This window comes from Lacticaseibacillus boliensis (assembly GCF_054784775.1).
The window spans coordinates 1-15,402 of record NZ_BAAIHN010000045.1 but is presented as its reverse complement, the minus strand read 5'-3'; the positions used below and the strand labels follow the sequence as shown (position 1 = coordinate 15,402).

Genomic DNA, 15,402 nt, shown 5'->3' with positions numbered 1-15,402 from the left:
CTAGCTTTTGGTTTCGACGCTTAGAGCATAGCATGGGTAGCTTTGTAGGTGTCCTTTTAATTTGTCATTTTAAAAAGGGCCTACACTCTCGGCGTTGGATTTCTCCAACACCAGAAAGTGTAGACCCTTTTTTTACTGGTCAAGATGATTGGCTGGGTAGTGACGGGGCCACATCCAATTTTAATGCGAACCAAATAGTCGTACTTGATCAGGCTATTGGTTCGCACTAGGCATTATCTGGTAGGTTTCCTTGAACATTTTGGCTTGGTTGGAGAAGCCATAGCATGTAGCTTGAGTTCCTTGATCTTGTGATTGACGCCTCCGATGAGACCGTTGGAGTACGATAACTTCGCTACGTGAATGACACAGCGGAGATTCTTGCGTAACGTTGTCATAGCAGTATCTAAGACAGTTCCGTTGGTCTCATAAGTTATGATCAAACTTTTGAGCTTGAGAGGGAAATGAATCCCTCATAAAACGTCAATGATTAGATTCCATCTTTGGAATATAAACGTGATTACTTATGATATGACTTTTACCAATCGAAATCAGGAATATACTCTTAATATAGGTCACAGGGAGGAACAAATAATGAAAAAGCAAAATGTCAAACCACTACTGTACGTCAGCATGACGGCACTGGCGCTTCTGGGTGCTCAGCAAGCAACTTCCGTAAAGGTTCACGCTTCGACTGATTCTAACTCTTCTGCCACAAATACCAATGGGGTGGGAAGTGTAACACCATCTTCAGCATCTGATACTAAAGCACCTGCTTCTGAAGGCGAGTATCAAGCAAACGTTCAGGCAGCCAAGGACCAAGTTACTACCGCACAGAATCAAGTCGATAAAGATACTACAGTCGTCTCTGCTGCGCAGAAAGATCTCGATACTGCGCAAACTGAAACTGATAATATGACCCAAACCGTGACTGATGCCCAAGCTGATGCTGAAAAAGCACAGCAAGCTTTGGACAGCAACACCAATGATATTAAAGAAACGCAAACAACGATTCAGACCAAGGAAGACCAAGTTCAAGCTAATCAGCAGATCCTCAACTCATCTGATACTAGCGAAGCTGATGCTCAAAAAGCCGTTGCCGATGCCCAAGCCAAAGTCGATGAGGCGAATACCGCGCAAGATGCAGCACAATCAAGCTCCGACGCTGCAACTAAAGAAGCTTCTGACGCCCAAAACAAGGTGAGCCAATCTCAAAGCGACTATAACGGTGCAGTCCAAGCACAATCTCAAGCTCAGACAACCGTTAATCAAGATAAGGCTAGCGTAAGTTCTGCTACTCAAGCCGTGAATGATGATAAATCTCAACTTACACGAGCAAACGGCAAAGTATCGAGCGCCAAGGATGCTGTAACGAAGGCGACAGCAGATGTTACAACAGCCGAAAAGAATACCAATGAGGCTGAGCCACAGTATTCTGGTAATCCATACACCGCTGGTGCTATGACTGAGAGCAGCTTTCCTAACACCACCTTTACTGGAACCAAAACAGTCAAGCAATCGATTGATTCCAAGTTCAAGGATGAGAACGTAAACGTTGCGACTGGCCTCTATAACCTAGGTTACGCACCGAACACCGAAAACGTGCGCAAATATGTTATTCAATATGTCAACGAACTCCGTGCACTAAATGGTCTTCCGCCACTTACTGAAACAGCGGACATGGATAAGTTCTCTCAAGGGCGTGCTGATGCTCAGACTCCAGAAGATCCTGAGAATCACGATGGTAGTGGGGATACATACGAAAACCTTGGTCTGGGTAGTGGTTATTCGGACCAGGAAATGGCCTACAACATGGTTATGTCCTGGTACGATGAGTCAAATAATGTCGAAGACAACTATGGGCACCGTGCAAATATGTTATGGGCTAATGGCGATGTTGGCGTCGGTCTGAAGACACTAAACGTCACCTATAATGGCGTATCGTGGACTGAATATGCGATCACCTTTAATGTGTTAGATCTCACTGCCAACCGTGCAGAAGATCTTGAAAAGGCCAACAAGGAATACACAAATCCTAGCGCTACAAAGCCACTCGACTTTATCAAATTTGAATACTACACAGAAGACCAATTAGTATCACAAGATGACGCTCTTACGACTGCTAAAACGGCTTTGGAAGCAGCACAGGCTAATCTCACTAGCGTCCAAAATAGCGTGAAGGCTTTGAACGACAAGCTCACAGATGACCAAGCAAAACTCGATTCCGCTCAAAAAGCGCTTAAAGACGATACAAGTAAGCTTTCAGCTGCGACCGAAGCTGTCGAAACTTCCAAAACGGCGCTTGACGCAGCTCAGGCCAACTTTGATGCGGCAAATGCAAAGAAACGCGAAGCATCAACCAATCTTTCTGCTGCGCACCGTGCAACTTCAAGTGCAGAACTTGCACTAAGCATGGCACAATCAACGCTCACAACCATTCAGAACAAGAACCTACCTGAGTTGGCAAAGCAGACTGAAGCGTTGAAGTCGGAAATCACTGATCTTAAAGGCAAGCTAGCCCAATTACAAGATGCACAACCAAGCTTGCAACAAGCTCTCAGCGATGCTACTGATGCAGTGAAGCAAGCCAAGCAGGATTTGGAACAAGCCCAAGCAACATTGGCTGCTAAGAACAAGACCCTAGGTGCAGCAAAGGCTGGTCTTGCAATTTCCGAGCTTAATCTCACTGCTGCTGAGAACCACTTAGCGGCGGTCATCGCCAATAAGTATGTAGATCCTACTGACAAGCCAGATACCAACACGGGTAACCAAGGCACTGACAAGCCGGATACCAACACGGGTAACCAGGGTACTGACAAGCCAGATACCAACACAGGCGACCAAGGCGCCGACAAGCCAGATACCAACACAGGCGACCAAGGCGCCGACAAGCCAGATACCAACACAGGCGACCAAGGCGCCGACAAGCCAGATACCAACACGGGTAACCAGGGAACTGACAAGCCAGATACCAACACGGGTAATCAAGGCACCGACAAGCCAGATACCAACACAGGCAACCAAGGCACCGACAAGCCAGATACCAACACGGGTAACCAGGGTACTGACAAGCCAGATACCAACACAGGCGACCAAGGCGCCGACAAGCCAGATACCAACACGGGTAACCAGGGAACTGACAAGCCGGATACCAACACAGGCAACCAGGGTACTGACAAACCGGATACCAACACAGGCAACCAGGGTACTGACAAACCGGATACCAACACGGGTAACCAGGGTACTGACAAACCGGATACCAACACGGGTAACCAAGGCACTGACAAGCCGGATACCAACATGGGCAACCAAGGCACCGACAAGCCAGATACCAACGCAGGCAACCAAGCAACAGTAGCCGACACAACAACGTCAAAAAACACACCACTTGCAGTAAATGCCTCACCTGCAGACATGGACAAGGCAATTGACGTAACGGGCAATCAACAAACACAGAACAATGAAACCAATGTTAAATCAGACGTACAAGCCCAAAATGATGATTCGCTTCCGCAAGCCGGTGACAAGAGTAACAATGCCCTGGCCACGCTTGGGGCGGCACTCATCGCACTGCTCGGCCTAGGATTTGGATTCAAGACGAAGAAACGTAACTAACAATGGAAATTTTTCATATGGTGTTGAAGGATAATTTCTATCCTTTGAAGGTTTCTCAGAGATGAGAAACCTTTTTTTATTGTTCGAGATGATTGACTGGTTCGCACTAGGCATTATCTGGTAGGTTTGCTTGAACATTTTGGCTTGGTTGGAGAAGCCATAGCATGTAGCTTGAGTTCCTTGATCTTGTGATTGATGCCTTCGATGGGACCGTTGGAGTACGATAACTTCGTTGCGATAATGATACCGTGGAGATCCTTGTGTAGCGTTGTCATGGCAGTATCTAAGACAGTTCCGTTGGGCTGATATGTTATGATCAACCCGTTGATTTCACGGTAATGACCGCCTATTCGCGCGTCATGAATTGCAAGGTAAGTGTCGTAGGCAGTTTTGAATGTGGTCGAAATACTGATGCTCCGATCAATGGCGTTTTTTTGAGTATTCATTGAGGCCGAACAGATAATGGGAATGTTTAGCACTGGGTGCACCTTATGTGACAACCTCCAAAGTGTCTTTAGCACCTTATGTTCACGCGAATGAACGTTTAGCCACTTCAGACATTGGATTCTGATTTGATCCATTGCCCGCGCAATCAGCTGAACGATGTGGAAACGGTCGATAATGATGATTGCACTGGGGAATAGTCATGGACAATGAGCTGATACGAAGCGTTCATGTCCATCACCACATGTCTGACCGTAGCGTGGTCCGAAAAGCTGTATTGATTGACGAAGAACTGTTTGATTTCCTTATTCAGACGGCCGCCAAAGATCTTAACAATCTTATGTGTATCGGCGTCAATACAGATGAACGACATCGGCGTTTTTTGTGGATCTGAATTCATCAAAGCACAGATTTGTGGGGAGTATGCGACTAGCGTGTGGGTGAATATTAGCATCTGGAATTCGTTGAACTGAGTTAGTTGAAATTCCCCGTGAAAGTAGCGATGTTCTTCTCGGTTAATGACCTACTAGTGAGCCTTACAGTGTGCATTGCCAGCTAGTGCCCAATTGCATGGTTGGGCCTAACCACTGGGGCCCTTGCTGTGCGAGTATTATGACAGTTCGCGTAGCGCCAGCGCTGCTTTTTCAGTTCTAAGACCACAGGTTGGTCAGTTGGATCAGCAACGTGGATATGTGTGAGCTCGCGATTGCGATGTAGGGCCTCAAAACCACACTGAGGACAGCGTGCAAGCGTATATAGCAGCTTATAGCACGAACCACCAGATACTAGATCCCTTACCATGAAAGCTCTGGCGTGTATCCTGTACTTTAACGTTTGTATCTGCAATTTTCAGCGGTTTAGAGGGATCATTTTCCAACATCAAAAATTGTTGATCCAGTGAATCGCGATGGCACGGTGCTTTCGTTTGGAACTAACAGTATTGTCACATTGCTTGTCCCTGCGGTGGTTGGCGTGTATGGTATGTGTCGGAGGTGTTTGTCATGCGACGGCGTACATTAAAAACGATACAGTTGATTATTTTGATTTTTGGTCTAGGAATTTTACATGAGCTGATCGCGCTGGTGTTCAGTGATCGCGTGGCAGGAATGGTTGCTTATGGGCTATGGTTGGCGGCGGTGTTGGTGATTGGTCACTACACGAGTCAACTGCGGATCGCGCAGCTGCGCCGCTTGTGGGGCTTGGCTGATGAGCTGGGCTACGATGAAGCAGAACTGAGTCGCCGGGCGCCGCAATACGGGCGCACCGACTGGGCACTTTCTCGTCCTGAAAAGCTGCAATTCTTCCCGCGTGATCGGGTGGTCGCGCGCTTAGCCGATGAATTAACGCTAGAATATGCGCAACGCACAGGGGTGTGCTGAACGCAACGAAACAGGGCTGACCGCGATGGTCAGCCCTGTTTTTGCGCTTGAATGTGCCCAGCAGAGTTACGTTCCAAAAGGCTGAGCCTGACTAGGCTACCAGTCAGACCCAAAACCGCCTTTTGTCATAGCCTTTTAATCGTTGACATTAACGCTGACAGCGGTGTTGCGGGTCGACAGCTTGATGACGGTCATGAAGCCGATCGTCCAAACCAGGCCGCCAATCGCCGGCCAGATCGCATTAGAACCGGTGAAGAACAGGCTGATGTAGATGAGGGAGAAGAAGCCGATCACCAGCGGGCTGGTGAGTTTATAGCCTGGCATCAAGAAGCCTTCAGGATCAAAATCGACAGAGGCCCGATACTTGCGGTGTGCCAACATGGTCAAGAGATAAACGATAATGTACAAATCAGACGAGACACTGGCGATAAACGCAAAGGCGTCGTTGATCTGCGGCAAGGCGTTCAAGATAGGGCCGATCAAGACCAACACGGCAGAAAACAAGATGCCGCGTGCCGGTACGCCGGTTTTAGAGATCTTGCGGAAATGACTCATGAACTTGCTGTTCTTGGAGTCTAACGCCAGCTGATAGAAGTGCCGGCCGGCAGAATACATGTAGGAGTTCAACGCAGAAGCCGCGGCAGTCAGAACCACGAAGTTGATCACAGCCGCGGCGGCTTTGAGGCCGGCGAGCTGGAAGACTTGCACGAAGGGGCTCTTGGTTGGATCCAGGCTGTTCCATGGGTAGATGGCCATGATGATGGCGATCGCACCGATGTAGAACAACAACACCCGGTAGATGATCTCGTTAATGACTTTCGGCAAAACCTTGCGCGGGTTTTGGGTTTCGCTGGTGGTGATGCCGATGAATTCCATGCCTTGGAAGGCGAAGAAGACCATCGGGAAGGCCGCCACGAAGCTCATGACGCCGTGCGGGAACATCGAGAAGTGCTGGGTGATGTTACTGAAAGAGGCGTGGCCGATAGGGGTCTTGAAGTTCATGAAGACCATCGCTAAGCCGACGAGAATCATCACGATGATGGCGGTGACTTTGATCATGGCAAACCAGAATTCCGCTTCCCCAAACAGGCCAACGGCGATCAGGTTGATGCTGACGAGAATGACCAGGACCCCGATTTGAATCGCCCAAGTTTTCCAGCTCGGGAACCAATACTGAACATATTTGGAAACCGCGGTCAACTCCGCCATCGCCACGAAGATGATGCCCAGCCAATAGGTCCAGCCGGCAAAGTAGCCGGTGGTTTCACCGAGGTATTTCCCAATGAATGAGATGAAGGTGTGTTTTTCCGGATCGTGATACATCAGCTCACCGATCCCACGCATCATTAGGAAGAAAATGATCCCGAGCACGAGATAAACCAACAAGATTGACGGGCCGGTTTTCATAATCGAATTTGACGCCCCGAGGAATAACCCGGTGCCGATGGTGCCCCCTAAGGCGATCATCTGAACATGTCGTTTGGTTAATTCTCGTTTGGTGCCGTCAGCGTTTTGTTTAGTAGCCATTTATGCGTCCCGCTTTCTGAAAAGTATCTGGTGATTATGGTAAGCGTTACGTGAAAGGCGAGCAAGCGCGTGGCAGCGGGGAAGACCGGCAAAAGCGCGGTGTGACGGGGCTGAGGTGAAGCCTATGAAATTTATCGAGAATTAGATGAAGAATATTCACGTCTAATAATTTCGACCTCAGTTGGGCGGATGGGTACAATTATGACAGAGACGGACGCATGACGATTTTTGGCCTAGACCACTAGCCTGTTTCGTGCTACACTGAGACTGTTGAAGAATGTCAATGTCTATGAAGGAGATCATGTAATGAGCTACTACATCCATGCGGACAAGTTTTTCCTGAAGAACACCACCGAAAACGGTGGCTGGCTGGAAGTTACCGATGACGGTAAATTCGGCGACTACACCCCATCTTATGGTCAAAAGCCAGAAGGTGACATCAAGGACTACGGCGACCAATGGATCGCGCCAGGCCTGGTTGACACCCATATCCACGGCTCTCTTGGCCACGACGTGATGGACAACGACTGGGAAGGTCTCAACGCCATGTCAGAAGGCTTGTTGAAGACCGGGGTCACCTCTTGGTTGCCAACGACTTTGACTGGTCCTTTTGATGAATTGAACGCCGTCTGCAAGACGATTGGCGAACACAAAGGCGAAGAAACCGGTGCGAAGATTCAAGGGATCTATTTTGAAGGCCCGTTCTTCACCGAAGAACACAAGGGCGCGCAAAACCCGAAGTATTTCCGCGATCCTTCTATTGAAGAATACGACGAATGGCAAAAGTCTGCCAAAGGCCTGCTGCAAAAGATGGCCTTGGCACCAGAACGCGACGGTGCCGTTGAATTCGTTAAGCACATGGCCCAAGACGGCAAGGCTGTGGCATTAGGCCATTCCAGCGCTACCTTCGAACAGGCGAAGGCCTGCATCGAAGCCGGTGCGACCGTGTTCTGCCACACCTTCAACGGGATGTCTGGCTTGAATCACCGCGAACCCGGCATGGTTGGTGCCGCAATGTTCTTGTCTTTAGTCGACGATGAACTGATTTGCGACGGTCATCACGTGCGTCCTGAAGTGGCGGCTTCCTTGATCCGTGAAAAGACGCCAGAACACATCGCTTTGATCACTGACTGCATGTCTGCCGGCTTGATGCCAGAAGGCGACTACATGTTGGGTGAATTCCCAGTAATCGTTAAAGACGGCACCGCCCGCCTCAAGAACGGCGGCAACCTCGCCGGCTCGATTCTGAAGCTCAACGACGCCATCAAGAATGTGGTCGACTGGAACAACAACACCCCTGAAGAAGCCATCATGATGGGTTCTTACGTCCCAGCCAAGTCTTCCAAGATCGACGACAAGTGCGGTAGCATCTTACCAGGCCGCGACGCAGACTTCTTGGTCTTGAACAAAGACATGAGCCTGTCTGAAACCTACTTGGATGGGGTTTCTCGGTATCAGGCTTAGAGAAAACCAGAGCGGAACAAAGCGGTTTTAGGCAGGAGGTTAAGACGGCTTGGGTGCGTGCGGCAAAGCTGCACGTGACCGAGACGGCTTAATCAGCCCGCCGTTGCTTTGTGTAGCTCGACGAAGAAAACCAAAGCGGAGTGGCGCGCACTTAGCGACGTCTGCACCACACCACACAAAAACCTAAATCAAAGCATCACGCCTGAAGCCACCGCGTTGCGGTGGCTTTTTGGGTGTCTCGACACCTGTATGGTCACTATCTGACGTCATCATACGGCGCCATCTTTTTTGACTGTTGCGAATATTTTGGATTATTTTTACAGTTAATTGACTAACGGCAATCTGCGAAATCGTTCAACCAGCAACAATCCGCGGCAACACGCAGATACCGGGTATCGCAGGGCGCAATCGCCTTTGCGGCGCGACGACGGCGAAAAGGACGCGTGCGACTCGCCTTGACCAGACTCAATTGGCACATAACCAGTTTCAGCTTCAGCACCGTCACAAAAAGGCTATACCTTTGTGGGGATGCATCTAAACAATAACAAGAATTTGTCCCCGTGAATTGTTGCCAGTCCATTTGCGGATAGAAATATTTATAAAACGTGCACGTCACGGTTGCCGCTCTTGGATTATATTTTGATTATAGAAAAATTTATTCACGGTTGATGGGGGTCGGCCGCGATTTCATAAGGAGTGGTATGGGTATGACGAAGCGAATCGATATGGTGGGTCGGCGTTACGGACGCCTGGTGGTCGAGGCTTATGCCGGGCGCGATGAACATAACGGCAATGCGTTATGGCGGTGTGTTTGCGACTGTGGTAACGAGATCGTGACAGACGGTTATCGCCTGCGCCACGGTAGCACAAGCAGTTGCGGGTGCTGGCGGCGCGAAGTCAGCATCATCAATGCACGCAAAAATCCGGCGTTTGTGGCCAACATTGGCACGCGGGATGGGTTTGGCATCAGCAATGGCGTGAACTTGCAGGCATCATTGATCAAGCGGCGCAATAACCGTTCTGGGGTGCCGGGGGTGTCTTTCGACAAGGCCTCTGCACACTGGGTGGCACGGTTGATGTTGCGTGGGCATTATGTGCTCAACCAGATGTTTGTGAACTACGCTGATGCGGTCGCGGCGCGGCGCGAAGCTGAAGAGCGGTACTTGACGCCTGAGGTCCAGCGCCAACTCAGTGAAGCGCCGGATTCGCGCAGCCTGAAGCGGGTGTTAGCTGCTGTGGCCGAGCGCAAGAGTTAGGAGGCACCGCGATGAGATGGTGGTGGCAAAAACAAGGCTTGCAACCGGCAAGTACCTTGACGCCCGCCAAGGTGCTCAAGGTGCTTCCGGAAATGGCCCGTAAGCAGATCTTACAGCTGACCCCAAGTGTCGAAGATCAGCCTTATTATTGGCAGCTTGAATGTCGTGATCTTCGTTCAGACTTGGCCTTAACGCCACTGGTGCTACCGGCGCGGTCGACGGCGGTGCCGTTGACGGGTGAAGAGGTACTGGGATTTGCCGAAGAAATGACCACACAAGGATTGGTACCAATGTATTTGCTGGTGGTGGATCGCCGCGAGATCAACGCAAGCATCTTGCATCAGCTTGCGCATGGAATCAAAGGTCGCGGCCAACAAGTGGCCATCCTGGTACCGGTTGGGGTGCTGTATGATTTCTTGGCCAACACGACGGTCAGTGGTCAGCGCTTGACGCCAACAGTTGGGGAACTGTTGGACGGCTGGCCGATGCGGCAGTCCGCGACGATGGCGGCATACGCGATGGATGTTGCAGTGGCGTCGCGCATGCTCGCGGTGCCTCTGCCAACGGATGATATCGTGAAGTTTAGCGGCTGGCACAATCAGCCGAAAGGACGTGGCGGTGAATTTGCATTGAGGAACTAGGGGGACAAAGGGGGAACGGGCAGTGCAAGATTATGCGGAAATTTTTCTTGAACGTGCAGATTTATTGAAGTATCAGATGTATCAATTGCTGGCGCGCCCATACGTGAAAGACGTCTCGATCACTGATCTGGCGACGCTGTCACACGGTAAATACCAGCCAATCTATAACGTTTTTCAAGAATTGCTGGATGACCTGGTCGGCTTGACGAAGAAACCGCGAGAAACCGTGCGTGCGGCGTTACTGGCGGCGGACAAGCTACCGTTGAGCCTCGACGCGTATCGTGCTTACTTGGTCCAACAAGGGGTAGTTTACCGGCTTATCGATTACGTGGTGCAACAGCCTAATCCGAGTCTCAACCAGTTTTGTGAACAAGAATATATCAGCCGTTCGACGATCACGCGCAAGATCAAACCGCTTAACCGGATGTTGGCGCAGTATGGCGTGAAGTTGCGGCTGGCCAGCTTTGCTTTTTCAGGGCCGGAGTTCAACGTTCGGTATTGTCTCTACACGATCTATTGGTGGGCGTATCGCGGCGTGTCTTGGCCGTTCAGCTTGGTCAAGCGCGCAGACGTGGCGGCCGAGCGTAACCTGATCAGCATTGGCACCAGCCAGCCGCTGGCTAAGTTGCAACAACTCTACTTTCTGGCATTGTGTCATCTGCGGGTGGCCAAAAACGCTCGTCTCAAAGCGAGCGACTACTTAGAACACTTCGAAGCAATGATCAACACCCAACAGTTGCGGCAAGGGAGCCTGCGGGCACCCTTCACCTGGTTGGACGACGCAGCGTTCAATTTCTTCCAGGTCAGCCAGCCACGCTTTGACGTTCGTACGCGCGCACCGCAAACCGCCGCGATCGAGACCTCGCTGTTGACCGATCCTACCGTGGCAACGGTCAGCGACGCGCTAATTGCAGAACTTCATGACAGTGGTGCCGGCGACCTCGATGATGATCTCTATCTCAACTTGTTGCGGTTGGTCGCGGGTTACGTGATGGCCGGCGGGGCTTTTCCGCAAGGGCAAGATTATATCGGCGGCGGCCACGAAAGCGCCAGCGACAAGCTGATCATGCTGGTCAAAAAAGTCGTCGCTACCCTGCCGGAAACGACGCCGTTTGCTGGTTTCCACCACAATGTCGACCACTTCGCTTATTCGGTTTCTCGGCTGGTGACTCCGGCGCTGCCAGAAGACGACCGCCAAGATCGCCTGCATGTGCGCTTGGCGATCGATCCGGTGACGGAAGGTTACCGGGTGTTATCCGGCTTCGTCAACTGTGTGCCTTGGATCGCGACGGTGTCTGGCAATGACAGCGACTTGGTGATCGCGACCGGTGATGAAGCTGATGCAGGTGAGTCCGCGTTCATGTGGTACGCCAATGCCCTCGAGTTGCGGCCGTACCAAGAGAGTTTGATCGCGACTTTGATGGCAGAACACGATCACAAATGTGAAAAAGAAGCCCAGGTATGTTGAATTTTAAGATGCGCGACATTCGTTTTGTGGAATGTGGCGTATTTTTTTTGCGCCGAGCCGTGCTTCGGCTTACAAATGTAAACAGTGCATGATAATTACATTATTAATATTTGGTTGACAAGACACAACTGATTCCTTGTTGCGGCGGGGTATCGATTTCCCAATGCTTATTTTCAAATAAAAATAATATCGATAAGTAAAATGGCGTGATTTTCCACACCATTTTTTTATACTGATTTTTATAAAAGACGCACAGCACAGAATTCTCAGTACGATATATTCGAAATATAGAAAACAGTTGCGCACAAGGAGGTGGGACGTCGTGAAGTGGTTTCCAAAACGGAAAAAGACCGCAACGTCGCCACTTTGGCGAAGCGATGGCGGCGAGGCGCGGTTATTGTTTCCCCAAATGGCGCGTTCAGCGCAGCTGCCGGTGACGGTCGCACAAGTTGATGCGTTCGTTGCCGACGCTTATGCCAAACAACTGCAACCGGTGATCGTAGTGACGGTTGCTGGAGCGGATGTGGCGACGCTACAGCCGCTGGTTCCTGCTTCAACAACCATCCAGATCGGGGTACCGGCGGCAGAGGTGCGTGATTTTATTGATAATGCCGTTGATGCTAGCGACATGCGGGCGGTTACCTTAGGCGAGCTGCTCGATGGCTGGCCGATGCGGGATGCGTGGTTGGTCAACACCAATCAGGCGACGACAAGTTACTAAGTGATGATGCCGGAAGGAGGCCTCAACGATGGAATTTACCGATGTATTCATGGAACGTGCTGATCAACTCAAATATCGTCTGTACAGCACTTTGGCACGCTCTGATGTGCAACGGGTGACGATCGTTGATTTGGCCGATCTCACGCATAACACTTATCAGCCGGTGTACAACGTTTTTCAAGAAATGCTGAGCGACATTGTGATGCTGACTGGCCTGTCCAAGACCAAGGCGCGCAAGAAGATTCTTGACGCTGAAACACTGCCGCTGGGCTTAGATGCGTACCGGTCATATCTGGTGCGCAACAGCTTGATGTATCGCCTGCTCGATTACGCCGTGACGAGTACGAATCCGACGGCGGCACAGTTTGAAGCCCAAGAATTCGTCAGCCGCTCGACGATGACACGCAAGTTGCGCGCCGCCAACGACTTGATGGCGCGCTACGGGGTCAAATTTCGTTTGGCCAAGCTTGCGTTCAGCGGTAACGAGCTCAACATTTGCTTCTTCTTGTATGCCTTCTATTGGTGGTCTCATCGCGGGAGTTACTGGCCGTTCAAGACGATTACGCGCAAACGGCTGCACGATGAATGCAGCCTGATTGGGATCATGAACGAACATCCGGTTTCGCAGATCCAGATGCAGGTGTTCTTGGCCATCAGTCATCTGCGCTTGGCCAAAAACCATCCTGTGCAAATGACCCCGCTGTTAGAGCGCTTCGGGCGGGCAGTCAACCAACAAGGCTTCCGCAAAGGGACCTACACCCCACCGTTCACTTATGCAGACATGCTTGGCTATAACTTCTATCAAGTCAGCCAGCCGCGCTTTGACGAGATGTTACGCACTCCAGAAGACATCAAAGCGGAGATGACGCTGTTTGCTGATCCGAGCGTGCTGACGGTGGTCGCCGAGTTAGAAAAAGTGATCCCGGTGACGCTCACCGACGCCCAGGAATTGAACCTGATGCGGCTGACGTTCGGGTATCTGGTATGTGGCGGACCGTATCCGCAGGCCCAAGAAATCGTGGCGCCAGACGAAGTCGCTGTCGATCCCATGAAGGTCGCCAAGATGCAACAGGTGTTGGAAACCCTGCCAGAAGACGCCGGCTTTGACGCGCTGATTGCGCATGCCGAAGCCTTTGCCCGCCATGCCGCTGAGCTGTGCGTGGTGGCGCCAGTTGCCCCGGTGCGCGTGCATCTGAGCATGGAGCCGGCGTCAGAAGGTTATGAAGACATGGCCGGCTTCATTAACTGTGTGCCGTGGATCGCCCAGACGGTCGAGTCACAAGATGCCGACTTGTGCATTGGCGTGGGCGATATGCCGCTAGATGCGGATCCGGATATCACCTGGTTCACCGACGCCGTGGCGGTGCCATCGTTTCGGGAACAGGTCGTCAATCAGTTGATTGCCAAGGCCCACCAGGATTCTTCACACCAGCGCGCCAGCCAATGACCGACAGACAGAATAATGCTTATCGTTTTCTCTCAAACGTATAGGGTAATTAATAAAAGTATAGTTTTATTGATCAAAATCTCCAAAAAAATAATGAGATTTATGGATGCTGGCGCAACCCCGAAATTGCAATTGCTACACTAATCAGTGTAGACAAAGTTATCACAAACAAAGGGGTTGAGCTTATGATCACACGAAAAGTTGGGTTAGCGTTGGTGACCACGTTCGGGGCTGTGTTGATCGGTGGCATCGCCGCTAGTCAACAGACGACGCAGGCGACGTGCATCAACGGCTACTATTACGAAGACGATGACACGCAAGTCGCCGGCATCAGCAGTTGGTGGGGAACCGATGCCCATATCGGTCAGACGACATACGTGGACAATGCCAGCACCGACAAGGCTGCCCGCAACACGGTTAGTGATTTGACCAGTGGGGTCACTCATTATCAGGAAGCAGCTTACAGCGGAATCTTCACCGCAGGCAAGGTCTATTCAGGCTTCAAGTGGGATTCGACTAAAGACGACATCCCGGCGACCACGACACCGACTAAAACTGCCCAGAGCAGCGTGAATGTCCAGTACGTCGACGGGGATCACAACAACGCTGTCTTGTACACGCAGCCGTGGACCGGGACGCCGGGGACGGCATTGGCTGCTTCGGATTACAACTCGTATGAAACGACGATGCAGGTGTTTGCCGCACAAGGCAAGACCATCACCGCCAACGACGTACCGGCTAACGCTTCCAGCATTATTTTCCCAGCCGCTGACCAAACCACGACTTACACCGTGGTCGTCTCTACTGAGAAGTGGACGACTTATCCGCCAGCAACGCATCACGTCACAGACATGTCGCGGACGCTGAATCGCATCTTTGAAAAGACGTTTGTCGTCAACGGTGACTTCCGCCCAGGCAAGCCTGATGTGCAGACGCAAACATTCACCCGCGACTATTATGAAAGCACCATTGCCGCACACAGCAAATATGGCGACTGGGCCCCGACCACCGCAACCATCCCGACTTATACAGTGCCAGCAGAAGCCGGCTACACCGCATATGTCCGTAATGACGACGGCACATACCGGCCGGCTCCGACAAGCTATCCAGCACTCACGTTGACAGCGGATTCTGCGCAACCGGCAACGACCCAAATCTATTATTTCCAAGCAGGCATTAACCCGAACGAATGATTTGTATTTGTTCACACAATAACTTTAACGGACTATACTTTCCAGATTTGATAAATGATTTTATATAAAGATGAATTTTTTAGGCCGGAATATTCGCTAATATAAAGACATAAAGTAATTCACCCTGGATTATTCATAGAATTTCAAAAAAGCAGCGCAATCCCATGATTCACACGGGACTGCGCTGCTTTGGTGTTTCACCCATTGGGTGCGCCTATATGCTAAGGTTGAGTCGACGAAAACCATCACG

Annotated in this window: 11 protein-coding genes and 2 pseudogenes; 10 read left to right on the top strand and 3 right to left on the bottom strand. The window is 50.9% G+C overall.

Annotated elements, in window-relative coordinates:
* On the top strand, positions 1 to 230 hold a 230-nt coding region (locus tag ACYVRB_RS13045; protein ID WP_461215877.1), incomplete at its 5' end, for a hypothetical protein.
* On the opposite strand, the pseudogene ACYVRB_RS13040 reads toward ACYVRB_RS13045, so the two are convergent.
* Positions 214 to 452: pseudogene (locus tag ACYVRB_RS13040) on the bottom strand (transposase); the annotation flags it as partial. The gene ACYVRB_RS13045 and the pseudogene ACYVRB_RS13040 overlap by 17 nt on opposite strands.
* A gap of 61 nt (positions 453 to 513) precedes the next feature.
* Between ACYVRB_RS13040 and ACYVRB_RS13035 the strand changes: the two are divergent.
* Positions 514 to 3,612 carry a CAP domain-containing protein gene (locus ACYVRB_RS13035; protein WP_461215876.1) on the top strand — a complete coding sequence of 1,033 codons (3,099 nt, stop codon included), beginning with the start codon at positions 514 to 516 and terminating at the stop codon, positions 3,610 to 3,612.
* A 113-nt stretch (positions 3,613 to 3,725) separates the two neighbouring features.
* Here the strand turns inward: ACYVRB_RS13035 and ACYVRB_RS13030 are convergent.
* Positions 3,726 to 4,429: pseudogene (locus ACYVRB_RS13030) on the bottom strand (transposase).
* 628 nt (positions 4,430 to 5,057) lie between these two features.
* On the opposite strand from ACYVRB_RS13030, the gene ACYVRB_RS13025 reads away from it, so the two are divergent.
* A complete protein-coding gene (locus ACYVRB_RS13025; protein ID WP_461215875.1) occupies positions 5,058 to 5,435 on the top strand; it encodes a hypothetical protein in 378 nt (125 codons plus the stop codon).
* A 135-nt stretch (positions 5,436 to 5,570) separates the two neighbouring features.
* Here ACYVRB_RS13025 and ACYVRB_RS13020 read toward each other — a convergent pair whose 3' ends face one another.
* A complete protein-coding gene (locus ACYVRB_RS13020; protein WP_461215874.1) occupies positions 5,571 to 6,962 on the bottom strand; it encodes an amino acid permease in 1,392 nt (463 codons plus the stop codon).
* Positions 6,963 to 7,268: 306 nt separating this feature from the next.
* On the opposite strand from ACYVRB_RS13020, the gene nagA reads away from it, so the two are divergent.
* From nagA to ACYVRB_RS12985, 7 genes are all read left to right on the top strand, one after another.
* Positions 7,269 to 8,426 carry an N-acetylglucosamine-6-phosphate deacetylase gene (gene nagA / locus ACYVRB_RS13015; protein ID WP_461215873.1) on the top strand — a complete coding sequence of 386 codons (1,158 nt, stop codon included), beginning with the start codon at positions 7,269 to 7,271 and terminating at the stop codon, positions 8,424 to 8,426.
* A 707-nt stretch (positions 8,427 to 9,133) separates the two neighbouring features.
* On the top strand, positions 9,134 to 9,682 hold the full coding sequence (locus ACYVRB_RS13010; protein ID WP_461215872.1) for an alcohol dehydrogenase: 549 nt from the start codon (positions 9,134 to 9,136) through the stop codon (positions 9,680 to 9,682).
* Positions 9,683 to 9,693: 11 nt separating this feature from the next.
* Positions 9,694 to 10,323, top strand: coding sequence for a hypothetical protein (locus ACYVRB_RS13005; RefSeq protein WP_461215871.1), 630 nt, complete (start codon positions 9,694 to 9,696; stop codon positions 10,321 to 10,323).
* Between the two features lie 22 nt (positions 10,324 to 10,345).
* The gene (locus ACYVRB_RS13000; protein ID WP_461215870.1) at positions 10,346 to 11,791 is read left to right on the top strand and encodes a helix-turn-helix domain-containing protein; all 1,446 of its coding nucleotides are present in this window, start codon (positions 10,346 to 10,348) and stop codon (positions 11,789 to 11,791) included.
* Positions 11,792 to 12,113: 322 nt separating this feature from the next.
* Entirely contained in the window at positions 12,114 to 12,512 is a 399-nt protein-coding gene (locus ACYVRB_RS12995) for a hypothetical protein (protein WP_461215869.1), read from the top strand.
* Between the two features lie 28 nt (positions 12,513 to 12,540).
* The gene (locus ACYVRB_RS12990; protein ID WP_461215868.1) at positions 12,541 to 13,959 is read left to right on the top strand and encodes a helix-turn-helix domain-containing protein; all 1,419 of its coding nucleotides are present in this window, start codon (positions 12,541 to 12,543) and stop codon (positions 13,957 to 13,959) included.
* Between the two features lie 185 nt (positions 13,960 to 14,144).
* Positions 14,145 to 15,152 carry a hypothetical protein gene (locus ACYVRB_RS12985; RefSeq protein WP_461215867.1) on the top strand — a complete coding sequence of 336 codons (1,008 nt, stop codon included), beginning with the start codon at positions 14,145 to 14,147 and terminating at the stop codon, positions 15,150 to 15,152.
* Positions 15,153 to 15,402: the final 250 nt, after the last annotated feature.

Excerpts from the sequence above, each read along its gene's own strand:
- ACYVRB_RS13025 (WP_461215875.1), top strand. The coding sequence starts at position 5,058 with ATGCGACGGCGTACATTAAAAACGATACAGTTGATTATTTTGATTTTT.
- ACYVRB_RS12990 (WP_461215868.1), top strand. The coding sequence starts at position 12,541 with ATGGAATTTACCGATGTATTCATGGAACGTGCTGATCAACTCAAATAT.
- ACYVRB_RS13010 (WP_461215872.1), top strand. The coding sequence starts at position 9,134 with ATGACGAAGCGAATCGATATGGTGGGTCGGCGTTACGGACGCCTGGTG.
- nagA (WP_461215873.1), top strand. The coding sequence starts at position 7,269 with ATGAGCTACTACATCCATGCGGACAAGTTTTTCCTGAAGAACACCACC.
- ACYVRB_RS13020 (WP_461215874.1), bottom strand. The coding sequence starts at position 6,962 with ATGGCTACTAAACAAAACGCTGACGGCACCAAACGAGAATTAACCAAA.
- ACYVRB_RS12985 (WP_461215867.1), top strand. The coding sequence starts at position 14,145 with ATGATCACACGAAAAGTTGGGTTAGCGTTGGTGACCACGTTCGGGGCT.
- ACYVRB_RS13005 (WP_461215871.1), top strand. The coding sequence starts at position 9,694 with ATGAGATGGTGGTGGCAAAAACAAGGCTTGCAACCGGCAAGTACCTTG.